At 50.6% G+C, this 22,500-nt stretch carries 21 protein-coding genes; 8 read left to right on the top strand and 13 right to left on the bottom strand.

The genetic code is table 11. From position 1 onward, the window contains the following. Positions 1-14 precede the first annotated feature (14 nt). The 8 genes from rseP to rpsB all read right to left on the bottom strand — a co-directional run bounded on the left by rseP (position 15) and on the right by rpsB (position 7,830). Positions 15-1,367, bottom strand: a complete 1,353-nt coding sequence (gene rseP, locus GBAG_RS03310; protein ID WP_034493494.1) for a sigma E protease regulator RseP — start codon at positions 1,365-1,367, stop codon at positions 15-17. A gap of 11 nt (positions 1,368-1,378) precedes the next feature. Further along, on the bottom strand, positions 1,379-2,236 hold the full coding sequence (cdsA, locus tag GBAG_RS03305; RefSeq protein ID WP_034493492.1) for a phosphatidate cytidylyltransferase: 858 nt from the start codon (positions 2,234-2,236) through the stop codon (positions 1,379-1,381). An 18-nt stretch (positions 2,237-2,254) separates the two neighbouring features. Further along, entirely contained in the window at positions 2,255-3,007 is a 753-nt protein-coding gene (gene ispU, locus GBAG_RS03300; protein WP_034493491.1) for a (2E,6E)-farnesyl-diphosphate-specific ditrans,polycis-undecaprenyl-diphosphate synthase, read from the bottom strand. 186 nt (positions 3,008-3,193) lie between these two features. Next, a complete protein-coding gene (gene ispC, locus GBAG_RS03295) occupies positions 3,194-4,393 on the bottom strand; it encodes a 1-deoxy-D-xylulose-5-phosphate reductoisomerase (RefSeq protein WP_034493541.1) in 1,200 nt (399 codons plus the stop codon). Positions 4,394-4,502: 109 nt separating this feature from the next. Continuing rightward, positions 4,503-5,060 (bottom strand): ribosome recycling factor, encoded by a 558-nt coding sequence (frr, locus tag GBAG_RS03290; RefSeq protein ID WP_034493489.1) that lies wholly within the window; start codon positions 5,058-5,060, stop codon positions 4,503-4,505. Between the two features lie 171 nt (positions 5,061-5,231). Beyond that, complete coding sequence (pyrH, locus tag GBAG_RS03285; protein WP_034493487.1) at positions 5,232-5,957, bottom strand: UMP kinase; 726 nt, start codon at positions 5,955-5,957, stop codon at positions 5,232-5,234. A gap of 142 nt (positions 5,958-6,099) precedes the next feature. Beyond that, positions 6,100-6,951 (bottom strand): translation elongation factor Ts, encoded by an 852-nt coding sequence (gene tsf, locus GBAG_RS03280; protein ID WP_034493485.1) that lies wholly within the window; start codon positions 6,949-6,951, stop codon positions 6,100-6,102. A gap of 153 nt (positions 6,952-7,104) precedes the next feature. Then, complete coding sequence (gene rpsB, locus GBAG_RS03275) at positions 7,105-7,830, bottom strand: 30S ribosomal protein S2 (RefSeq protein ID WP_034493483.1); 726 nt, start codon at positions 7,828-7,830, stop codon at positions 7,105-7,107. Positions 7,831-8,142: 312 nt separating this feature from the next. On the opposite strand from rpsB, the gene map reads away from it, so the two are divergent. The 4 genes from map to GBAG_RS03255 all read left to right on the top strand — a co-directional run bounded on the left by map (position 8,143) and on the right by GBAG_RS03255 (position 13,036). Further along, a complete protein-coding gene (gene map, locus GBAG_RS03270) occupies positions 8,143-8,937 on the top strand; it encodes a type I methionyl aminopeptidase (RefSeq protein WP_034493481.1) in 795 nt (264 codons plus the stop codon). Positions 8,938-9,000: 63 nt separating this feature from the next. Further along, positions 9,001-11,673 (top strand): bifunctional uridylyltransferase/uridylyl-removing protein GlnD, encoded by a 2,673-nt coding sequence (gene glnD, locus GBAG_RS03265; protein ID WP_034493539.1) that lies wholly within the window; start codon positions 9,001-9,003, stop codon positions 11,671-11,673. A gap of 39 nt (positions 11,674-11,712) precedes the next feature. After that, entirely contained in the window at positions 11,713-12,537 is an 825-nt protein-coding gene (dapD, locus tag GBAG_RS03260; RefSeq protein ID WP_034461055.1) for a 2,3,4,5-tetrahydropyridine-2,6-dicarboxylate N-succinyltransferase, read from the top strand. Positions 12,538-12,646: 109 nt separating this feature from the next. Next, positions 12,647-13,036, top strand: coding sequence for a DUF3461 family protein (locus GBAG_RS03255; protein WP_034493480.1), 390 nt, complete (start codon positions 12,647-12,649; stop codon positions 13,034-13,036). A 31-nt stretch (positions 13,037-13,067) separates the two neighbouring features. On the opposite strand, the gene GBAG_RS03250 is transcribed toward GBAG_RS03255, so the two are convergent. The 3 genes from GBAG_RS03250 to dgt all read right to left on the bottom strand — a co-directional run bounded on the left by GBAG_RS03250 (position 13,068) and on the right by dgt (position 17,489). Beyond that, a complete protein-coding gene (locus GBAG_RS03250) occupies positions 13,068-14,225 on the bottom strand; it encodes a CdaR family transcriptional regulator (protein ID WP_034493478.1) in 1,158 nt (385 codons plus the stop codon). Between the two features lie 163 nt (positions 14,226-14,388). Then, positions 14,389-15,831 carry a serine endoprotease DegP gene (gene degP / locus GBAG_RS03245; RefSeq protein WP_034493476.1) on the bottom strand — a complete coding sequence of 481 codons (1,443 nt, stop codon included), beginning with the start codon at positions 15,829-15,831 and terminating at the stop codon, positions 14,389-14,391. Positions 15,832-15,974: 143 nt separating this feature from the next. Continuing rightward, entirely contained in the window at positions 15,975-17,489 is a 1,515-nt protein-coding gene (dgt, locus tag GBAG_RS03240; RefSeq protein WP_034493475.1) for a dGTPase, read from the bottom strand. A gap of 93 nt (positions 17,490-17,582) precedes the next feature. On the opposite strand from dgt, the gene mtnN reads away from it, so the two are divergent. Genes mtnN through GBAG_RS03225 form a run of 3 tightly spaced genes read left to right on the top strand, consistent with a single transcriptional unit; the run spans position 17,583 to position 19,738 of the window. Then, entirely contained in the window at positions 17,583-18,281 is a 699-nt protein-coding gene (mtnN, locus tag GBAG_RS03235) for a 5'-methylthioadenosine/S-adenosylhomocysteine nucleosidase (RefSeq protein WP_034493474.1), read from the top strand. Continuing rightward, positions 18,274-19,092 (top strand): vitamin B12 ABC transporter substrate-binding protein BtuF, encoded by an 819-nt coding sequence (gene btuF / locus GBAG_RS03230; RefSeq protein WP_034493473.1) that lies wholly within the window; start codon positions 18,274-18,276, stop codon positions 19,090-19,092. Before mtnN ends, btuF begins: the two co-directional genes overlap by 8 nt. A 25-nt stretch (positions 19,093-19,117) precedes the next feature. Further along, complete coding sequence (locus GBAG_RS03225; protein WP_034493472.1) at positions 19,118-19,738, top strand: TRIC cation channel family protein; 621 nt, start codon at positions 19,118-19,120, stop codon at positions 19,736-19,738. A gap of 244 nt (positions 19,739-19,982) precedes the next feature. Here the strand turns inward: GBAG_RS03225 and erpA are convergent, their stop codons facing one another. Next, a complete protein-coding gene (gene erpA / locus GBAG_RS03220; protein ID WP_034493470.1) occupies positions 19,983-20,330 on the bottom strand; it encodes an iron-sulfur cluster insertion protein ErpA in 348 nt (115 codons plus the stop codon). An 81-nt stretch (positions 20,331-20,411) separates the two neighbouring features. Then, complete coding sequence (gene clcA / locus GBAG_RS03215; RefSeq protein ID WP_034493469.1) at positions 20,412-21,833, bottom strand: H(+)/Cl(-) exchange transporter ClcA; 1,422 nt, start codon at positions 21,831-21,833, stop codon at positions 20,412-20,414. 138 nt (positions 21,834-21,971) lie between these two features. On the opposite strand from clcA, the gene GBAG_RS03210 reads away from it, so the two are divergent. Continuing rightward, positions 21,972-22,500: aminotransferase class III-fold pyridoxal phosphate-dependent enzyme (locus tag GBAG_RS03210; protein WP_034493468.1), on the top strand; the 529-nt coding region annotated here is incomplete at its 3' end.

Raw genomic sequence — 22,500 nt, 5'->3', positions numbered from 1 at the left:
CTAACCTATTCTCTCTAAAACCGAGAGAAATCATTGAAAAGTGCAAGCCCCATCAACAGCACCAGCAATATAGAGCCAATGCGGTAACTAAAGTCTTGAACTCGCTCGGAAACCGGCCCACCTTTCAGTTTTTCAATCGCCAAAAAGAGCAGATGCCCCCCGTCGAGGACGGGTAACGGAAACAGGTTGATAATCCCCAGATTGACGCTAATCAGCGCCAGGAACATCAGATAGTAAATCAACCCAGATTCCGCCGACATACCTGCACCTTGAGCTATGGAGATTGGCCCACTGAGGTTATTTAGCTTGATGTCACCGGTTATTAATTTCCCCAGCATATTGACCGTAAGCTTCATGAGTTGCCAGGTTTTATCCGTGGCTTCTGCAACTGCGGCAAACGGCCCATACTGGCGTACTGTTTTATACTCATCAGGCAGCGGGATAACTTTTGGAACCACACCCGCAAACCCTTCAGGCTTCGCATTACCCGGTTTTGTATCCGGTATCAGCGTTAAAGACAAGAGCGCCCCTTGTCTTTCTATTTCTAGCTCCAGTGGGTGACCTGGATTGTCACGCACCTGACTAACAAATTCTGTCCATTGCGTCAGAGTCGCACCGTTGACTTTAACGATCCTGTCCCCGGCTTGCAAACCTGCTTTATTCGCAGCGGAATTTGGCTGCACTTCTTGTAAAACCGTTTCAATTTGCGGACGGCGCGGCCCGATGCCCAGTGAAGTAATCGGATTCTGCTTTTCTGGCTCAAACTGCCAGTGGCGCAAATCCAGAGTTTTTTCACTGCGCAAATTCGAACCCAGCGGGGCCATTGACACCTTGACACTGTCATCGCCAATCTTCGCCATCAACGCGAGCTGAACTGATTCCCAATCAGGCGTTTCGATACCATCTATCGCTTTAAGTTCCATGCCTGGTGCAATTTGTGCTTCTGCCGCTATCGAGTTGGGCGTAATTTCACCAACAACCGGACGAACACCAGGGACACCAATAATAAACACAAGCCAATAGGCAAACACAGCGAAGATAAAGTTAGCAATCGGACCAGCAGCAATAATTGCGGCTCGTTGAGAAACGGTTTTGTTATTGAAGGCCTGGTGACGCAATTCCGGGGCGACTGCCTCGACGCGTTCATCAAGCATTTTGACATAACCGCCCAGAGGGATCAGAGCGATGACAAATTCTGTACCATGGCGGTCAGAACGGCGCCAGAGCGCTTTACCAAAACCAATGGAAAAGCGCTCTACTTTAACGCCACAGCGGCGAGCAACCCAAAAATGGCCGAACTCATGCACGGTAATTAATACACCCAGTGCAACGATAAATGCAGCCAAATTCCAGAGTAAGCTCAGCATATAACCTTCCGTTAAATCGTCCTGAATACCAGCAATAACAGACAGGCAAATACCGGTACTGCTGCTGTAAGGCTATCTATGCGGTCAAGGATACCACCATGACCGGGGATCAAGTGACCGCTATCTTTAATCCCTGCTTCACGCTTAAACATGCTTTCGGTTAAATCACCCAGCACTGATGCCAGAGCGGCGATGACCGAACAAGTCAACAGGATGACTGGCGCCACATCCAGATTTGCCCACATGCCAAACAACAGTGAGATTATCGCAGAAGTGAACAGACCGCCAAAGAAGCCCTGCCAGGTTTTGCCCGGTGAGACTTTCGGCGCGAGTTTATGTTTACCAAACATTTTGCCAAACATATATGCACCGGAGTCAGCACCCCAGACCAAAACCATCACATATAACAGCCAGATTGAGCCAGTGTAATGGTTGATATCATAATGCCAGTTACGCAGTACAATCATGCCCCAAAAGAACGGCACAATCGTTAAAACACCGAATATCAGACGTAGCGTTTTAGAGTTACGCCAGATTGATGCAGAGCCAGGATAGAAAAGCACCAAAAGCAATGCAGCAAACCACCAGGCTAAAGACGCCCAGAGTGATGCTTCAATGAGCGGGATATGGACCGTACGCTGATATTCGGGTAATGCAAATAGCATCAGAGCCAATAACAACCCACATAAAACAGCAAGCCACACGCGCTGAGAGCGAGCTTTAAAACCTGCTAGTTGTCCCCATTCCCAGGCTGCGAGCATACAAACCACTAGGGTTGTAATGGCAAATCCTACTGGTGGAAGCCAGAATAACGCGGCTATGACCACCGGGATTAAAATAAACGCAGAAAGCAGGCGATACTTCAGCAAAAGTGACCCCCAACAGGCTTACTCACCACCAGGTGCCGTGCCACCAAAACGACGCTCTCGATTTGCAAAAGCATTTAGCGCACCTTCAAAGTCTTGTTCATCGAAATCAGGCCAAAGAACATCAGTGAAATAAAGTTCTGCGTAGGCAATCTGCCAAATCAGAAAGTTACTGATACGATGCTCTCCCCCTGTCCTAATTACCAAATCTACGGGAGCCAGTTCATTCATGCAGATTTGCTTGCTCAGCAACTCTTCATCAATCTGCTCAGGACGCAATAAACCTTCCTGAACCTGTTCGGCGAGATGCCGCACTCCCTGAATAATATCCCAACGTCCGCCATAGTTCGCGGCGATATTGAGAGTCAAACCTGTATTGGTACTGGTTAAGGCTTCGGCTTTATTAATACGTTCTTGCAGGCGAGCATTGAACCGGCTGGTGTCGCCGATAATGCGCAGACGGACATTGTGACGATGCAAGCTTTTGACTTCGCTATCTAAAGCCCACACAAACAATTCCATCAGCGCGCTCACTTCCTGAGCCGGGCGATTCCAGTTTTCACTACTGAAAGCATAAAGTGTCAGCGCATCAATACCATTATTTGCGGCAAAACTCACAGCCCGGCGAACAGACTTAGCTCCCGCTTTGTGACCGGAAACTCGCATCTTCCCTTGACGCTTTGCCCAACGACCATTGCCATCCATGATAATGGCAACATGACGCGCGCCATGCTCGGATTGTGTTTCGCTTATTTGTTGGTTTGCAGACAACATAACGCGTAATTATTCCCAGATATGGATTAAGCGGTACTCAAAATGATTTCAGCTTTTACATAAAAAAGCCGTGCTATAACACGGCTTACCAATCATTCAGCCAGTTTTTCCTGACTGAAAGATGGCGCAGACTATATCACTGAAGCACAGAGCTAACAAATACAGGTACATCAGCCGAATGAATAATCATCGGGTTGCGATACGTGTCACCAGATTTCGGGCAACCTCGCGCGCTTTTGCATCCACTGCCAGCACTTCTTCTACGCTCTTTGGCTCCGTCAGTTCCACACTATCAAGAACAGCACGATTTAAGGAAGCAATGTCTGTGAATCGCAATTGCTCTTGCAAGAAGGCCTCAACAACAACTTCATTGGCTGCATTGAGCACGGTTGTCGCGGCCTGTCCTTGCTCAAACGCTTCCATCGCCAGCTTCAAACAAGGATAGCGGTGATAGTCTGGTTCCATGAAGGTGAAAGTCCCAATCTTACAAAAATCGAGCGGTTCCACACCTGACTGCACGCGCTCTGGAAACGCCATGGCGTGTGCAATTGGAGTACGCATATCTGGCGCGCCTAACTGTGCCAGAACGCTTCCATCACGATAGCGCACCATCGAATGGATGACCGACTGTGGATGGATCAGTACTTCCATTTGTTTAGCTGATGCATTGAATAGCCAGCGGGCTTCAATATATTCGAGACCTTTGTTCATCATGGTGGCCGAGTCGACGGAGATTTTACGTCCCATCGACCAGTTCGGATGGCTACAAGCCTGCTCCGGCGTCATTCCCGCAAGCTCGCTCAAAAGCGTCTCACGGAACGGGCCACCTGATCCGGTAAGAATAATCGACGAAACGCCATTACTCTCAAGTTCAGCGTACCCGAGGTTTTGCTGGATTGTTTCCGGTAAACTCTGAAAAATCGCGTTGTGTTCACTGTCGATAGGCAGCAACTGAGCTTTACTGCGTTGCACCGCGTCCATAAACAAACGCCCACACGTCACCAGTGACTCTTTATTTGCCAGCAGGACTTGTTTACCGGCAGCAATCGCAGCAAGCGTAGGTAACAGCCCAGCAGCCCCAACAATCGCGGCCATCACTTGATTCACTTCATCCAGTGCGGCCATTTCACATGCTGCATGCTGCCCAGACAGAACTTCGGTAGCACTCCCCTGCTCTTTTAGCAGACGACGCAATTGGCTCGCAGAAACCTCATCGTCCATCACCGCCCAACGTGGCTTGAACTCCAGACATTGTTCAGCCATTCGCGTGACATTCTTCCCGGCAACTAATGCCACGACGGAGAATTTTTCAGGGTTATGACGCACAACGCTAAGGGTACTGGTACCGATAGATCCGGTAGAGCCAAGAATGGTCAGTTGCTTCATGGGGCGCTCTGGAGTTTTAGTATGAATAATCAAATAAAAAACGCCGTAGACAATAATCGTGGCGTGAGCCACGGCTTGCATACGGCGTTTGACCCGTCATATCAACGGATTAGAACTGCATCAACTCAGCTTCTTTCTCAGCCAGAGCCGCGTCTACTTTTTTGATAGCAGCATCAGTCAGTTTCTGAACGTCATCCTGGGAACGACGATCGTCATCTTCGCTGATTTCTTTATCTTTCAGCAGCGCTTTAACTTTGTCGTTAGCATCACGGCGAACGTTACGAACCGCAACACGCGCGCCTTCAGCTTCGCCACGTACAATTTTGATCAGATCTTTACGACGTTCTTCAGTCAGTGCAGGCAGTGGAACACGAATGTCAGTGCCGGCAGAGCTTGGGTTCAGACCGAGGTCGGAAGTCATGATCGCTTTCTCAACGGCCTGGCTCAGGGAGCGATCAAACACGTTGATCTTCAGTGTGCGAGAATCTTCAACTGTTACGCTCGCCAGCTGGCGCAGCGGAGTTGGTGTCCCGTAATACTCCACAATGATACCGTCCAGCAGAGATGGAGAGGCGCGGCCGGTGCGGATTTTACTGATTTGAGTTTTGAATGCTTCTACGCATTTTTCCATACGCACTTCGGCATCTTTTCTGATATCACTTATCACGTTACGAATCCTTGAAAACTGGTTTAGGGCAGACCACACTTCACGCTGCGATGCAGACGCTGCGAGCTAAGTATAGCCCTGTTTATTCATGGCGCCCGTTGGGGTTGCCTGCTACTCAATTAATCAGAGTAAGTAAAATCGAATCTTACCCTGATTTAGCATCGACTGAAATTATTCAGTGATCAATGTGCCTTCTTTTTCACCCATCACAACACGACGAAGCGCACCTGGTTTGTTCATGTTGAAAACACGAATCGGGATTTTATGGTCACGGGCCAGGGTGAAGGCCGCAAGATCCATGACTTTCAGCTCTTTTTCCAGCACTTCCGTATAAGTCAGCTGCTCACAAAGTGTGGCCGTCGGATCTTTCACTGGGTCTGCAGTAAACACGCCATCAACTTTCGTGGCTTTCAGTACTACGTCCGCTTCAATCTCAATACCACGCAAACACGCAGCAGAGTCAGTAGTAAAGAATGGATTACCGGTACCGGCCGCCAGGATAACGACGCGGTTATTGCGCAGCAGGCTGATAGCTTCTGCCCAACTGTAGTTATCACACACGCCATTCAATGGAATAGCGGACATCAAGCGGGCGTTCACATAGGCGCGATGAAGCGCATCACGCATTGCCAAGCCGTTCATGACGGTGGCCAACATGCCCATGTGGTCGCCCACAACACGGTTCATACCGGCTTTTGCCAGGCCCGCACCGCGGAATAAGTTGCCACCACCAATCACCACCCCGACCTGAATACCTAATTCAACCAGTTCTTTAATTTCCTGAGCCATACGATCAAGGATGCTTGCATCAATACCGAAGCCTTCGGTACCTTGCAGCGCTTCGCCGCTTAGCTTGAGCAGAATGCGTTTGTAGACAGGTTTTGCATTGGTAGCCATGATTCTTTCCTGGGAACAGTCAACGAATGGGGATGGTTAATTCAGACGACATCATGTCGCATATCAGCAAGTTCTGTATCAGAGCAGACTGATTTTTAAAGCCAGATAAAAAGGAACCGCCAATTGGCGGCTCCCTTAAAAATTAAGACTGCTTGGACATTGCAGCAACTTCTGCTGCGAAGTCAGTCTCAACTTTCTGGATGCCTTCGCCCACTTCAAAGCGGATGAAGCCATTCACGTCGGCATTGTGCTCTTTCAGAATCTGACCAACAGTTTTGCTTGGGTCGATGACGAAAGGCTGACCAGTCAGAGAAACTTCACCGGTGAATTTCTTCATACGGCCTTCAACCATTTTCTCTGCGATTTCTTTTGGCTTGCCAGACTGCATAGCGATGTCCAACTGAACCTGGTATTCTTTCCCTACCACTTCAGCAGACACGTCTTCTGGTTTAACGAATTCTGGCTTGCTTGCAGCGATGTGCATTGCAATTTGCTTAACCAGATCTTCATCAGCGCCTTTAGCTGCCACCAGAACGCCGATGCGAGCACCGTGCAGGTAGCTACCCAATACGTCGCCTTCAAGTACTGAAACGCGACGGATGTTGATGTTCTCACCGATTTTAGCAACCAGAGCAACACGTTCTTCTTCGAACTGTGCTTTCAGAACTTCAACGTCAGTCACTTTACCAGCAGCAGCTGCGTCCAGTACTTTGTCAGCGAATGCCTGGAAACCAGCATCTTTAGCAACGAAGTCAGTCTGGCAGTTAACTTCCAGAATCACAGCGTAGCCGTCAGCAATCTTAGTTTTGATCACGCCGTCAGCAGCAACGTTACCTGCTTTCTTAGCCGCTTTGATCGCACCAGATTTACGCATGTTTTCGATTGCCAGCTCGATGTCGCCATTAGCTTCAGTCAGGGCTTTTTTGCAATCCATCATGCCTGCGCCAGTACGTTCACGCAGTTCTTTTACCAGAGCAGCAGTAATATCAGCCATTCTAAAATCCTCGGTTATCTCGTAGAGAGAGATAAGCCCTGGTTCACCGTAAAGACGAACCCTGGCTCAAAATAAAAAGGGGGCCTGAGACAGGCCCCCTAACCAAACTATTCAATACCTGGTTAATAAGGGCTCAAATAAGAGCGAACCTTATTATTCAGCTTCTACGAAGCTTTCTTCTGCCTGAGAAGCCAGATCCTGAGAACGGCCTTCACGAACGGTAGCAGCTACAGCACCCAGGTACAGGGTTACAGCACGGATTGCATCGTCGTTACCAGGGATAACGAAATCAACGCCATCTGGATCGGAGTTAGTATCAACGATAGAGAATACTGGGATACCCAGGTTGTTCGCTTCTTTGATTGCAATGTGTTCGTGATCGGCGTCGATTACAAACAGAGCATCCGGCAGACCGCCCATATCCTTGATACCACCCAGGCTGTTTTCCAACTTCGCCAGCTCACGGGTACGCATCAGTGCTTCTTTCTTGGTCAGTTTGTCGAAGGTACCGTCTTGAGACTGGATTTCCAGATCTTTCAAACGTTTGATGGACTGACGAACTGTTTTCCAGTTAGTCAGCATGCCGCCCAACCAGCGATGGTTCACGAAGAACTGATCGCAGCTCAGAGCAGCGTCTTTTACTGGTTCGCTTGCTGCGCGCTTAGTACCAACGAAAAGGATTTTGCCTTTACGAGAAGAAATCTTGCTCAGTTCAGCCAAAGCTTCGTTGAACATAGGTACAGTTTTTTCAAGGTTGATGATGTGAACTTTGTTACGTGCGCCGAAGATGAAAGGCTTCATTTTCGGGTTCCAGTAACGGGTTTGGTGACCAAAGTGAACACCAGCCTTGAGCATGTCGCGCATGGAAACAGTTGCCATGATTAAAACCTCTATATAAAAGTATGGGGTTAAGCCTCCACGTATCCCATATTACCGACCCCAAAGGGCACCCCGGAATATGTGTCGATACGTGTGTGTTATTTACACAAAGTGAGAGTGTTGGCTGTATCCGAAAAATCGGAATACAAGTCCGGCGCGCTTTATACCATAAAACACACCAGGACTCCAATAGTTGTTGGTAGATTGTGCGGACATTGATTCTCGATTTGGCACCGATCGTACGCCCTGATAACATTGCCCGACTCACTGCTCAATTATTGTCGATTATCACGACACCTGCGGACAGAATTAATGGCTATTTCAATTAAAACACCTGAAGAAATCGAAAAAATGCGCGTTGCGGGCAGACTTGCCGCTGAAGTGCTGGAAATGATCGAATCCCACGTAAAACCGGGCGTCACCACTGGCGAACTCGACCGTATTTGTAATGATTACATCGTTAACCAACAGCAGGCTGTTTCTGCTTGTCTGGGCTACCACGGCTTCCCAAAATCCGTGTGCATCTCAATTAACGAAGTCGTCTGTCACGGTATTCCTGATGACGCTAAAGTGCTGAAAGATGGTGATATCGTCAACATCGACGTCACCGTAATTAAAGACGAATACCATGGTGACACGTCAAAAATGTTCATCGTGGGCAAGCCGACAATCCTCGGTGAGCGTCTGTGCCGTGTGACCCAGGAAAGCCTGTATTTGTCACTGCGCATGGTTAAACCAGGCATCCGTCTGCGTACCCTCGGCGCGGCTATCCAGAAGTTCGTTGAAGCAGAAGGTTTTTCCGTGGTTCGCGAGTATTGCGGACACGGCATCGGCCGTGTATTCCACGAAGAACCGCAAGTTCTGCATTATGACGCTGATGACGGCGGCGTGGTGCTGCAACCGGGTATGACGTTCACCATTGAGCCAATGGTTAACGCCGGTGATTACCGCATTCGCACCATGAAAGACGGTTGGACGGTGAAAACCAAAGATCGCAGCTTGTCTGCACAATACGAGCATACTATTGTGGTGACAGATAACGGCTGCGAAATTCTCACATTGCGTAAAGATGACACCATCCCGAATGTGATTTCGCATAACGAGTGATTCGCCTGGCGCAAGTCAGCAATCGAAGCCGGCATATTGCCGGCTTTTTTTATGGATGGCGACATGACACAGAGTTTACCCGAGCAGTACGCGACCACGGTGCTTCCTGAGATTTCCGGGCAACCTGACTACCCCGTCAACTGGTCTGATTCGGATCTTAACTGTGCCCAGATAAAAGCCCGTATCGACCTGTTCCAGCAATGGCTTGGAACAGCATTTGATGACGGTATTTCCGCCGAAAAGCTGATAGACGCGCGCACTGAATTTATCGACCAGCTCCTGCAACGTTTATGGCTCAGCTATGGCTTTGGAGATGTCGCCGAAACCGCACTGGTTGCTGTCGGGGGCTACGGGCGCGGCGAATTGCATCCCTTGTCTGATATTGATTTGCTGATTCTGAGCCGTAAGCGCTTAACCGAAATCCAGGCACAGAAAATTGGCGAGCTGCTCACATTATTGTGGGACGTAAAGCTGGAAGTAGGCCACAGCGTACGCACGCTGGAAGAGTGTTTACTCGAAGGCCTGTCAGATTTAACCGTCGCGACCAACCTGATTGAATCGCGCTTATTAATTGGCGATGTCGCCCTCTTCCTCGAACTGCAGAAACACATTTTTAGCGACGGTTTCTGGCCATCAGCCAAATTCTTTGCCGCCAAAATTGATGAGCAAAACGAGCGCCATCAACGCTATCACGGCACCAGCTACAACCTCGAGCCGGACATAAAAAGCAGCCCGGGCGGTTTACGCGACATCCACACGCTGCAATGGGTTGCACGTCGCCACTTTGGTGCCACGTCGATGAGTGAAATGGTCGGCTTTGGTTTTTTAACCGAGGCTGAACGCAACGAACTGGACGAATGCCAGCATCTGTTATGGCGCATCCGTTTTGCTCTGCACCTTGAAGTAAACCGCTACGATAATCGTCTGTTATTTGACCGACAGCTAAGCGTCGCGCAGCGCCTGAATTACAGCGGAGAAGGCAATCAGCCAGTGGAACACATGATGAAAGATTTTTATCGTGTGACCCGCCGCGTCGGCGAACTTAACCAGATGCTGCTACAACTATTTGACGAAGCGATTCTTGCGCTCGACGCCAGTGAAAAACCCCGTCCACTCGACGATGATTTCCAGCTGCGCGGCACCTTGATTGACCTGCGCGACGAAACGCTGTTTATGCGCGAACCCCAGGCGATTCTGCGCATGTTTTACATGATGGTGCGTAACCGCGACATCAGCGGAATTTACTCGACCACATTGCGCCATCTGCGTCATGCGCGTCGCCATCTTGTACAGCCGCTCTGTTACATTCCGGAAGCGCGCGATCTGTTCCTCACGATATTACGTCACCCCGGTGCCGTGAGCCGCGCTTTACTGCCAATGCACCGCCATAGCGTTTTGTGGGCATATATGCCGCAGTGGTCGCATATTGTCGGCCAGATGCAGTTCGATCTCTTCCACGCCTATACCGTTGATGAACACACCATTCGCGTGCTGCAAAAACTGGAAAGCTTCGCGAAAGAAGAAACTCGTCCAAAGCATCCATTATGTGTCGATCTCTGGCCGCGTCTGTCGCATCCGGAGCTGATCCTGATCGCCGCACTGTTCCACGACATCGCCAAAGGTCGCGGTGGCGATCACTCGGTGCTCGGTGCGCAGGACGTTTTAAAATTTGCCGAGCTGCACGGTCTGAACTCACGCGAAACGCAGCTCGTCGCCTGGCTGGTACGTCAGCACTTACTGATGTCTGTCACGGCACAGCGTCGTGACATTCAGGACCCGGAAGTCATTAAACAGTTTGCCGAAGAAGTGCAAACGGAAAACCGCCTGCGTTATCTGGTTTGCCTGACGGTTGCCGATATCTGCGCCACCAACGAAACCCTGTGGAATAGCTGGAAACAGAGCCTGTTGCGTGAGCTGTACTTCGCCACTGAAAAACAGCTGCGACGCGGAATGCAGAACAGCCCGGATATGCGCGAACGCGTGCGCCACCACCAGCTACAGGCGCTGGCGTTACTGCGTATGGATAACATCAATGAAGAAGCGCTGCATAATATCTGGCGCCGCTGCCGGGCAAACTATTTTGTCCGCCACACGCCAAATCAAATCGCCTGGCATGCGCGTCATTTGCTAAAACACGATCTCAGCAAGCCGATGATTTTGCTTAGTCCGCAGGCCACGCGCGGCGGTACTGAAATCTTTATCTGGAGCCCGGACCGCCCTCACCTGTTCGCGGCTGTTTGTGCTGAACTCGACAGGCGCAACCTCAGTGTTCACGACGCGCAAATCTTTACCACGCGTGACGGCATGGCAATGGACACTTTTATCGTACTCGAACCGGACGGTAGCCCTCTTTCCGCCGACCGGCATGATCTTATCCGCCATAGCATTGAACAAGCCATAACGCAGGTGAGCTGGCAGACGCCTCAACCGCGCCGCCAGTCAGCCAAACTTCGCCATTTTACTGTCGATACCGAAGTGAATTTCCTACCCACTCACACTGACAGGCGCACATTCCTTGAGCTGATTGCACTAGATCAGCCAGGCTTATTGGCACGAGTCGGGGAAGTGTTCGCTGACCTTGGGATCTCGCTTTATGGGGCAAGAATTACGACAATTGGTGAGCGAGTAGAAGATTTATTTATAATAGCCACCGCCGACCGGCGTGCTCTTAATGATGAGTTGCAACAGGAAGTACAGCAACGGTTGACAGCGGCCCTTAATCCAAACGATAAATAACAGTCTGTTAATTTCGTCACAATCAGGAAAACTTTAACAATGCAGCAGCTACAAAATGTAATTGAAACCGCTTTCGAGCGCCGCGCCGAAATCACTCCGGCAAATGCTGATACCGTTACTCGTGAAGCGGTAAACCAGGTCATCTCCCTGCTCGACAGCGGTGCGCTGCGCGTTGCCGAAAAAATTGATGGCCAGTGGGTGACTCACCAGTGGCTGAAGAAAGCTGTTTTGCTCTCTTTCCGTATCAATGACAACCAGGTTATTGATGGCGCTGAAAGCCGCTACTTCGACAAAGTACCGATGAAATTCGCTAACTACGACGAAGCACGTTTCCAGAAAGAAGGCTTCCGCGTGGTACCACCTGCGGCAGTACGCCAGGGTGCATACATCGCACGTAACACCGTGCTGATGCCTTCTTACGTCAACATCGGCGCATACGTTGATGAAGGCTCTATGGTTGATACCTGGGCAACAGTCGGCTCTTGCGCGCAGATTGGTAAAAACGTTCACCTGTCTGGCGGCGTCGGTATCGGTGGTGTTCTGGAGCCATTACAGGCAAACCCAACTATCATCGAAGATAACTGCTTCATCGGCGCACGTTCTGAAGTGGTTGAAGGCGTTATCGTTGAAGAAGGTTCCGTGATTTCCATGGGCGTTTACATCGGCCAAAGCACGCGTATTTATGACCGTGAAACCGGTGAAGTCCATTACGGCCGTGTACCAGCAGGCTCGGTTGTCGTTTCCGGTAACCTGCCGTCTAAAGATGGTAAATACAGCCTGTACTGCGCTGTTATCGTGAAAAAAGTCGACGCGAAAACGCGCGGCAAAGTTGGAATCAACGAGCTGCTTCGCACTATCGATTAATAAAATGTGTAAAAGGCGGTTCACCCCGCCTTTTTAGCATTTCGGGCTAGCGGGAAAGGATTTTTCCGTTAATTATCTATAGGTTAATGGTATCGAAAAAGGTAACACTATGTACGATAACTTGAAAAGTCTGGGTATTACCAATCCTGATGAAATCGATCGTTATAGCCTCCGGCAGGAAGCCAACAACGATATCCTGAAAATCTATTTCCAGAAGGATAAAGGCGAGTTTTTCGCTAAAAGCGTGAAGTTTAAATACCCACGCCAGCGCAAAACTGTCGTTGCCGATGGCGTCGGCCAGGGTTACAAAGAAGTGCAGGAAATCAGCCCAAATCTGCGCTATGTAATTGATGAACTGGATCAACTGTGTCAGCGCGATCGCACTGAAGTCGATCTGAAACGCAAAATCCTCGACGATCTTCGCCATCTGGAATCTGTGGTTGCTCATAAGATCAGTGAAATTGAATCCGATCTTGATAAACTAACCCGCGGTAAATAATGCCAAAGGGCCGGAATCTCCGGCCCTTTTCTTATCTCTGCTCATCTAACTGCAACGCGACATACAGTAGCAATCTGTCGTCAAAATTCCCTAAATCTAAACCTGTTAATTCTGAAATTCGATTCAGGCGGTACTCCAGCGTGTTGCGATGAATAAACAACGCCTTAGACGTTGCCAACGGTTGCACATTATGGCGAAACCATGCGCTAAGGGTGCGACGCAATAAGCCATTGTTATCCATTGATTTTAAACGAGCGAGCGGGCGAGCCAGCTCATTGGCCTGCCAGCCGCCGCGCAAACTATCCAGCAATACCGGCAACATCAAATCCTGGTAAAAATAACCCCGACTTTCCGGCATACGCTGTTTGCCGACCATCATGGTGGTACGAGCGGTGCGATACGAGCGTGCAATACTGCCAGGCCCGGTGAAATAGTTGCCGAGTGCGACACGAAAACGTAATTGACCATTCTCTTTCATGCGCAGAATAAGTTGCTCTACGCGTTTACGATGATCTTCTGCATCCCAACGGCCAAACTGGTTGAGCGCAGGTTTCAGTACCACCATTTCCGTTAACGAAATAATCGCTATCAGATTATTGCGCTCCGGAGTTGTCAGTGCGGTTTGCAGCTGTTGCAGCTCTTCCATGGCGCTGTCTACGCCAAGCTGGCCGCTATCGACTTCCACCACCGCCACGACTCGCGGCTGGTTGAGATCAATCCCCAAACGCTGCGCCCACTCACTCAATGCAGGCGTTTGTTCTTCCGCCTGAATCAAGTTCATTACCAGTTCTTCGCGCAGACGTGTGTCCTGTGCGAGTAAATGCATCAGGCGTGATTGCTCAAGCATCATCTCAGCCGTCATACACACCAGCTCACCATATTTACGCAGCGATCCCGGCTCGCCGGTCAAACCAATAACGCCGACAATTTCCCCTTCAATGCGCAACGGCAGGTTAATACCCTGGCGCACGCCGTGAAGATGTCGCGCTACCGCATCATCAATATCTACAACCCGTCCCTGAGAGAGCACCAGCAGCGCACCTTCGTGCAATTCACCAATACGTTCTTTATCGCCGCTACCAATAATCCGCCCACGCGCATCCATCACGTTGATGTTGGTATCAATGATGGTCATGGTACGCGCCACAATGTCCTGCGCCATTTTGGTATCAAGATGCCAGCCAGCCATGCTTCCTCCTGAATCGTGCTAATGGCCTAGCATAGGCGAGATGAATCCCCTCAGCATTGTGCGAATGCACAAAGCGCGGATGAAGTGTATGGAGTTGTGGAAAGGCTCACAAAAAAGGGCCGCAATAGCGGCCCTGATAGTGTTGAGATGAACTCGGTAACGATTACTGCATCAGCAGGTAGATGGTGGTATCACCACGCTGAATGTTCAGCGCCATTACTGATGGTTTAGTATCGAGAATTTTGCGCAGTTCAGCGATGTTATTCACCTGCTGTTGGTTCACACCGATAATGATGTCACCTTTTTTCAGGCCAATTCGCGCCGCTGGCGTATTCCCTTTCACGTTATTGACGATAACGCCCTTCTCACCTTTACCGCTGCGGTTGCTCATTTCAGCCCCTTCGATACCGGTAAAGATGGTTGCAGAATCAACCTGAGTCTGGCTGCTCTGTTGCAGTTCCAGGTTTACTGAAACCGGTTTGCCATCACGCAGCAGGCCGAGAGTCAATTTGCTACCCACCGGCATAGAACCGACTTCTGCACGCAATGCTGCGAAGCTGCTAATCGCTTTACCGTTCATCGAAACCACCACATCACCGGCTTTGACACCCGCTTTTGCTGCAGAAGAGTTCGGCATCACCTGGCTTACGAATGCGCCGCGTTGCGCATCGACTTTCATCGCTTTCGCCAGCTCAGAGTTCAGCTCAGTACCCATAATGCCCAGCTCGCCACGTTTAACCTGGCCGAACTCCACCATTTGCGCGGTGAGGTTTTTCACCATGTTGCTCGGGATGGCAAAGCCGATACCAATGTTGCCGCCATCTGGTGCCAGAATCGCGGTGTTAATCCCGATCAGTTCACCGTTGAGGTTAACCAGTGCGCCACCGGAGTTACCCCGGTTGATTGCCGCATCGGTCTGGATAAAGTTTTCATAGTTTTCGATGTTCAGGCCGCTACGACCCAACGCCGAAACAATACCGGAAGTCACGGTTTCACCCAGGCCATACGGGTTGCCGATTGCCACGGTGTAATCACCGACGCGCAGCGCGTCAGAGTCCGCCATTTTAATCGCGGTCAGATTTTTAGGATCCTGCAACTGCAACAAAGCGATGTCAGAGCGCGGATCTTTACCCACGACTTTCGCATCAAATTTACGGCCATCGCTCAGGGAAACCTGAATTTTGGTTGCGTTATCAACAACGTGGTTGTTTGTCACCACGTAGCCTTTCGCTGCGTCAATAATTACGCCGGAACCAAGAGCGGCAAACTTCTGTTGTTGGCCGCCGCCCTGAGAGCCATCATCAGCCCCGCCGCCCTGGCAGAATGGAGAACTCTGGAATGGAGAACCTTCCTGACAGAATGGCGAATTATCACCAAAGAATTGCTGGAAGTTACGCCCCATACGCGGCGTATTCACGGTGGTGCTACCTTCAACGTTAATGCTCACCACGGAAGGCATCACTTTTTCCAGCATCGGTGCAAGGCTTGGAAGCGGCTGTGCAGCGGTTGCAGAAGACGCTGTTTCAGCTGCAATTGCAGATACAGGACCCAGCGCCAAACCCAGGCTAAGAGCCAGCGCGCTCATTGCTAAAGTTGTTTTTTTCATCGATTTAAGTCTCAAGTTAATAAGTCACGCAAAATTGCTGTGTAGGCCAATATAGAGTGACAATTGAGGCGCTAAGTTCCGCCGATAAGTCACTGGAAAAAGTAAAAATTTATTGTCCGTCTTTACAAAACTCAACGAGTCACTTATTCCACAGCCATCAGGCGTCGATACTCATCCCATGCGAACAAGTCCGTCATTCCACTGATATAATCCTGAATCAGGCGGCAGCGGTAGTAATATTCCCACACACCATAATCACCGGCTGACTTATCCAAATCATTGACAGTTTCAATGTACGCAAGCCGATGTTTTGTCGATAATTTATGGAATAAACGTGTCTCAATTGGCAGACGACGTAAACTTTCTTTCTCCACCAGTTCAGCAAAATCCTCATTTGATATATGGAGTAAGGGACTGTAAATATCAAGTAAGCCACTGATTACACGATACCCCTGTAGCTCGAGCTGTTCGACCTCCGGGTGACTAAATACGTGCTTAAACGCCACTTGCTTATAAAGCTCCAGCAAACGCGCAAAAGGGCTGTCATCTTCAAGCAATGCGTGATTGAACTCGCCGCTATACATCTCAGCAATATTGTCGATGAAACGCTGGGCAGCGTAGGGGACTAATTGGTTTAGCGTATTGACGCGCAAATACATAAAGAACTGATCTTCTGTACTGCGGCGCATCTGATTAGTACGGGATTTTTCCCAGGCTTCATTCACCACTTGCGCAAAAAGATCGCCGTCACAATGCTCGCCCCAGGCGTCGCATAAGTGCTGATAAAGCTGCTCAACGCTGAATATACTTTTCTCGACAGCGTCTTCCAGATCCGCCACACAGTAAGAAATATCGTCCGCCGCTTCCATAATCCAGGTCAGCGGAAAACGGCTGTGCTCACCAAGTTGCAGTTCTGAACGCAAGCGTGCGATATACGACGCTTCAGAAAGATAGTAACCGGGCTTTTTCATCAGATAAGCGTGGCTTTCAGGCGGCTCGCCAACAAACCAGGCAGGACGGGTATACTTGAGAATGCAGCCCACTTGCGCCCAGGTCAGATTCATCCGCAACAGGCTGTGTACCAGACGAATGCCCTGCGCGTTGCCCTCAAACTGGCAAAGATCCTGGCGCACTTTACGGCGCAAACCGTTTAACTGATCTTCTCCTTCATGCAGACACAGCGCCGCTACCTTGCAGCGATCGTCACTGCGTGGCTGGCTTCCTGCATCCCCTGGAAACAAACGCTGGCGAAACCAGTCATTTATAGCTGATTCCCCAAAGTGGCCGAACGGCGGGTTGCCGATGTCATGCATCAGACACGCCATTTCAACGATACTTTCAAACGGACCAGTGAGTTCATGCAAGCCATATCGTTCGAGATCTTGCTGCTCTTTCAGGCGGCTCAACACTTCTTTGGCGATATAACGCCCCACCTGCTGCACTTCCATGGAATGCGTTAAACGCGTGCGGACAGAGGCATTTCGCTCCAACGGGAAGACCTGGGTTTTCTGCTGTAACCGGCGGATCGCCGGGGAATTGACGATCCGCCCACGATCGCTTTCAAAAATGCGCAGGATCTCATGTTCATTCTTTTGCCCTTCGGGCGAACGGAAACGGCGGTGCCAATTAATTTTCTTACGGAAATCTATTTCACTCATGCCTTCTCCTTCGCCCAGATTAAGAGCGGATTAATCCTTAATGCCTGCCATGATAGACTATGCATCTGATTTAACACTTTAGCGAGTATCACTATGAAAGCAGGCATTATTGGTGCAATGGAAGAAGAAGTTACGCTGCTGCGTGACAAAATTGAAAACCGTCAAACTCTGACCCTGGCCGGATGCGAAATTTACACCGGCACGCTCAATGGCGTCGAAGTGGCGTTGTTGAAATCTGGCATCGGTAAAGTGGCTGCGGCAATGGGCGCAACGCTTTTGCTGGAACACTGCAAGCCTGATTTTATTATCAACACCGGTTCCGCAGGCGGCCTCGCGCCGACGCTGACAGTGGGTGATATCGTGGTTTCTGATGAAGTGCGTTATCACGATGCGGACGTCACCGCTTTTGGCTATGAATTTGGCCAACTGCCAGGCTGCCCGGCAGGCTTTGCTGCTGATGCAAAACTGATTGCTGCTGCTGAAGAGTGCATTGCCGAGCTGAACCTGAATGCGGTACGCGGCCTGGTTGTCAGTGGTGATGCGTTCATTAACGGTTCTGTGGCATTGGCAAAAATCCGCCATAACTTCCCACAAGCTGTTGCTGTAGAAATGGAAGCAACTGCGGTTGCACATGTTTGCCATAACTTCGGCACGCCGTTTGTTGTGGTTCGCGCTATTTCTGATGTGGCTGACCAACAATCTCACCTGAGCTTTGAAGAGTTCCTGGCGGTTGCGGCGAAACAGTCCACGCTGATGGTTGAAAACCTGGTGCAGAAACTGGCCCGTGGTTAATAAGAAACTTTTAGTTAATAAGAAACTCTGGCGCGGGTTCACCGCGCTACTGTTTTGCATCCCGGCGCTGCTCATTGCCGCGCCGCGGGTGATTTCACTGTCACCGAGCAATACCGAACTGGCATTCGCCGCAGGGATCACGCCGGTCGCCGTCAGTGCATGGTCGAATTATCCGGACGCCGCCAAAAAGATTGAGCAAGTTTCAAACTGGCAAGGGATGAACCTTGAGCGCATCGTGGCGCTGAAACCCGATGTGGTGCTGGCGTGGCGTGGTGGGAATGCAGAACGACAAGTCAACCAGATGCAGGCGCTGGGGATAAAAGCCGTCTGGCTTGACCCGACAACGGTTGAAGGTGTAGTTGCCGCCCTGCGTCAACTGAGCCAGTACAGCCCAACTCCGCAAACCGCCCAAAACGCAGCCGATCAGCTGGCGAAAGAATTTGCAGATTTGAAAGCGAAATACGCCCATCGCGCACCGAAAAAAGTGTTTTTGCAATTCGGCCAGCAACCGCTGTTTACCTCAGGACGCGGTTCGATTCAGAATGAAATTCTGGAAGTGTGTGGCGGGCAAAATATCTTCGCGGATAGCCGCGTTCCCTGGCCGCAAGTCAGCCGTGAACAGGTGCTCAGTCGCCGTCCCCAGGCTATTATTATCACCGGCGATGACACCCAAATTCCTCCCGTTGAACAATTTTGGAATACCCAGCTAAAAATTCCGGTTATTGCAGTGAATGATGACTGGTTTAGTCGCTCAGGCCCACGTATTATCCTCGCCGCAAAACAGCTCTGTGAGGAGCTGGCAGAAAAATAACCTTTTTTATGAGGATAACACCCACATGCTCGTCTATTGGCTGGACATCATTGGCACAGCCGTCTTTGCAATATCCGGCGTGCTGCTGGCAGGAAAACTTCGAATGGACCCGTTCGGCGTGCTGGTGCTGGGCGTGGTGACTGCCGTGGGCGGCGGAACTATTCGCGATATGGCACTGGATAATGGCCCGGTATTTTGGGTTAAAGATCCCACAGACTTAGTGGTGGCGATGGTCACTTGTCTGCTAACCATTGTGCTGGTGCGCCAGCCGCGTCGTCTGCCGAAATGGATTTTGCCCGTATTGGATGCCGTCGGTCTTGCAGTGTTTGTCGGGATTGGGGTGAACAAGGCATTTCTGGCCGGTGCCAGCCCGCTGATTGCCATCTGCATGGGCGTGCTGACCGGTGTTGGCGGCGGGATTATTCGTGATGTTTTAGCGCGTGAAATCCCAATGATCCTGCGTACGGAAATCTACGCCACGGCCTGCATTGCCGGCGGTATTGTCCACGCCACCGCGTATTACACCTTCCACGTGCCGCTTGAACAAGCGAGTATGATTGGCATGGTCGTCACGCTGGCGATACGTCTGGCCGCGATTCGCTGGCATCTTAAACTGCCAACATTTGCGCTCGATGACAGGCAATAGAGAATAAAAAAGCCGGATGACGCTTTCGCTTATCCGGCCTACAAATCTTTTTACTATTTAAACCAAATAATTCGAGCTGCAGGACAAAAGGCTTAAGTCTTTTGAACAGCGCTTGCGCTGGCCCTGAAAGGGCGAGGCTTTGCCGAGTAACGCGACAAAGCCGTAAATCCCCAGGAGCATAGGTAACTATGTGACTGGGGTGAACGGGTGCAGTCAACGCACCTGCAGCTTGAAGTATGAAGGTTTAAACGCTGAAGGAAGAACCACACCCGCAGGTGCTTTTCGCATTCGGGTTAGTCACCACAAAGCGCGAACCTTCCAGACCTTCGGTGTAATCCACCGCGCCACCAACCAAATATTGCAGGCTCATCGGGTCAACAACCAAAGCAACACCTTGCTTCTCGATAGTCATATCGCCGTCGTTAATCTGATCGTCAAAGGTAAAACCATACTGGAAGCCGCTGCAACCACCACCGGTGATGTAAACGCGCAGTTTCAGATTCGGGTTCTCTTCATCCGCGATCAGGTGTTTTACTTTATTGGCTGCTGCTTCGGTAAACTGCAACGGCAGCACTGCTACGTCATCACTCATCATTTGCTCCCAACGAAATAAGAAGTCGGGTAAAGTTTAACCCGATCTTTAGGGCCATTATCTAATACCCGAGTAAATCGTTCAAGTATTCTCCCCGGCTGGGGTTTGCTGCTCTTTCGCCCGCTGTTCGGCTTCTTGTTTTGCCAGCGTGCGCTCAAGAATCGAGGAGTATAGCGGTTTCCCACCGAGAAATTGTGCCAATAGTGTCGCGCCAAGGCAGGTAATAATCATTGGCAGAATGAGCTGATAATTGTCTGTCATTTCCAGAACCAGCACAATTCCTGTCAGCGGCGCACGTACCGATGCCGCAAACAACGCGCCCATTCCAGCAATTGCAAATGTCCCAACTTCAAGGTGATACGCCGGGAACCAGGCGACACTGGCGGCTCCGAAAGCCGTTCCCAGCAACGTCCCCAATGCCAACATGGGTGCGAAGATCCCGCCCGGTGCACCGGATGCGAAACACAACAAAGTAGTAATCACGCGGGCAATAAAAATAAATAGCAGCATGCCGATAGTGTAGTTACCCGCCGCCGCGATAGGTATCAGGTTGAAACCACCGCCAGCAGCAGCCGGTTGAATCAGCCCTAAAACGCCACAAATCCCACCTAACAGGCCGCCGATAATCACCCATTTCTTAAGATTGCCGCCGTGGAAGCGCTGAAACATATCCTGAGTACGGAACACCATTGCGTTAAAGAACACGCCAACAATGCCAAAGACCATTCCCAACACCAGATATAGCCATAATGTGTTAACCGGTGCACTAGCCAGTTTCCCGACTTCAATGACGGCACTTTCACCGTTGAAAATACGGAACACCACGCTCGACATAATCACGCCGATAAACACGGCTTTTATCGAAATCAGGTTGTAACGGAACTGCGGACGCATCTCTTCGATGATGAACAAAATTCCCGCCAGCGGTGCGTTAAACGCGGCAGATAAACCCGCTGCGGCACCCGTCGCCAACAGTGAATGGCGCGCTTCGGCACCGCGCAGCCGGAAAATATCCAGCACCATGCGGCCGATATTCCCGCCCAACTGCACCGTTGGCCCTTCGCGCCCCAAAACCATGCCCGCACCCAGCGTTCCCATACCGCCGATGAATTTCACCGGGATAACGCGCCACCAGCGCACCGGGCGTAACTCCTCGAGCGCACCTTCAATTTCAGGGATACCCGAGCCGCCTGCTTCAGGTGCATAACGACGCACCAGATAATAACCGAGCATCGCCAAAAGCATTGAACTGATGAATGCCAGCGGCCAGACAATCAGGCTGTAATCCGCCACATGCGCCAGCATCGCAAGGCGATTCTGTTGTACCCAGGTCACTGATTTTTCAAACGCGACCCCCACTAAACCGGCTAACGTCCCTACTATCGCGGCCATGAAAAGAATAGCGACAGGCGTTTTGTCCTGTCTCATAAGGCGACGCACCATGTCGCCCCTGCGTAAGCGCACAACTTGCTGTGCTTCGAAAGAGGGGTGGGAGTGATTCATTAGGCTAATCATTTATTGGTAATACAAATCGAGGGGGCATTCTACTCTCTCGACGCGTTTGGGCAAAACTTTCATAACTTCGAGAGTTTCCCTTAGAATAGCGTGTTGCCACTATTTCCACGAATCAGGAGCCGATTCATGAGTAAGTCTGAAAACCTGTACGCTGCCGCACGCAAAGTCATCCCTGGCGGGGTGAACTCACCGGTTCGTGCCTTTACCGGAGTCGGCGGTGTACCGCTGTTTATCGAACGCGCTGACGGGGCTTACCTGTTTGATGCTGACGGCAAAGCCTATATCGATTACGTCGGTTCATGGGGACCAATGGTTTTGGGTCATAACCATCCGGCTATCCGTAATGCGGTGATTGAAGCGGTAGAACGTGGCCTGAGCTTTGGCGCGCCAACCGAGATGGAAGTGAAAATGGCGGAGCTGGTGACTGAACTGGTTCCAACCATGGATATGGTTCGCATGGTGAACTCCGGCACTGAAGCCACCATGAGCGCCATTCGTCTGGCTCGCGGTTTCACCGGGCGCGATAAAATCATCAAATTTGAAGGCTGCTACCACGGCCACGCTGACTGCCTGCTGGTAAAAGCGGGTTCTGGTGCACTTACCCTCGGCCAGCCAAACTCACCGGGCGTTCCGGCTGATTTCGCCAAACACACCC

It is taken from the genome of Buttiauxella agrestis ATCC 33320, assembly GCF_000735355.1.
Taxonomy (GTDB): domain Bacteria; phylum Pseudomonadota; class Gammaproteobacteria; order Enterobacterales; family Enterobacteriaceae; genus Buttiauxella; species Buttiauxella agrestis.
The sequence above is the reverse complement of the archived record's forward strand: the minus strand, read 5'-3'. Positions and strand labels throughout refer to the sequence as shown.

What these genes read in the sequence shown, in the direction of transcription:
- rseP (WP_034493494.1), bottom strand. Translation starts at nt 1,367, where the DNA reads ATGCTGAGCTTACTCTGGAATTTGGCTGCATTTATCGTTGCACTGGGT.
- ispU (WP_034493491.1), bottom strand. Translation starts at nt 3,007, where the DNA reads ATGTTGTCTGCAAACCAACAAATAAGCGAAACACAATCCGAGCATGGC.
- ispC (WP_034493541.1), bottom strand. Translation starts at nt 4,393, where the DNA reads ATGAAGCAACTGACCATTCTTGGCTCTACCGGATCTATCGGTACCAGT.
- pyrH (WP_034493487.1), bottom strand. Translation starts at nt 5,957, where the DNA reads ATGGCTACCAATGCAAAACCTGTCTACAAACGCATTCTGCTCAAGCTA.
- tsf (WP_034493485.1), bottom strand. Translation starts at nt 6,951, where the DNA reads ATGGCTGATATTACTGCTGCTCTGGTAAAAGAACTGCGTGAACGTACT.
- rpsB (WP_034493483.1), bottom strand. Translation starts at nt 7,830, where the DNA reads ATGGCAACTGTTTCCATGCGCGACATGCTCAAGGCTGGTGTTCACTTT.
- map (WP_034493481.1), top strand. Translation starts at nt 8,143, where the DNA reads ATGGCTATTTCAATTAAAACACCTGAAGAAATCGAAAAAATGCGCGTT.
- glnD (WP_034493539.1), top strand. Translation starts at nt 9,001, where the DNA reads ATGACACAGAGTTTACCCGAGCAGTACGCGACCACGGTGCTTCCTGAG.
- dapD (WP_034461055.1), top strand. Translation starts at nt 11,713, where the DNA reads ATGCAGCAGCTACAAAATGTAATTGAAACCGCTTTCGAGCGCCGCGCC.
- GBAG_RS03255 (WP_034493480.1), top strand. Translation starts at nt 12,647, where the DNA reads ATGTACGATAACTTGAAAAGTCTGGGTATTACCAATCCTGATGAAATC.
- GBAG_RS03250 (WP_034493478.1), bottom strand. Translation starts at nt 14,225, where the DNA reads ATGGCTGGCTGGCATCTTGATACCAAAATGGCGCAGGACATTGTGGCG.
- degP (WP_034493476.1), bottom strand. Translation starts at nt 15,831, where the DNA reads ATGAAAAAAACAACTTTAGCAATGAGCGCGCTGGCTCTTAGCCTGGGT.
- dgt (WP_034493475.1), bottom strand. Translation starts at nt 17,489, where the DNA reads ATGAGTGAAATAGATTTCCGTAAGAAAATTAATTGGCACCGCCGTTTC.
- mtnN (WP_034493474.1), top strand. Translation starts at nt 17,583, where the DNA reads ATGAAAGCAGGCATTATTGGTGCAATGGAAGAAGAAGTTACGCTGCTG.
- GBAG_RS03225 (WP_034493472.1), top strand. Translation starts at nt 19,118, where the DNA reads ATGCTCGTCTATTGGCTGGACATCATTGGCACAGCCGTCTTTGCAATA.
- erpA (WP_034493470.1), bottom strand. Translation starts at nt 20,330, where the DNA reads ATGAGTGATGACGTAGCAGTGCTGCCGTTGCAGTTTACCGAAGCAGCA.
- clcA (WP_034493469.1), bottom strand. Translation starts at nt 21,833, where the DNA reads ATGAATCACTCCCACCCCTCTTTCGAAGCACAGCAAGTTGTGCGCTTA.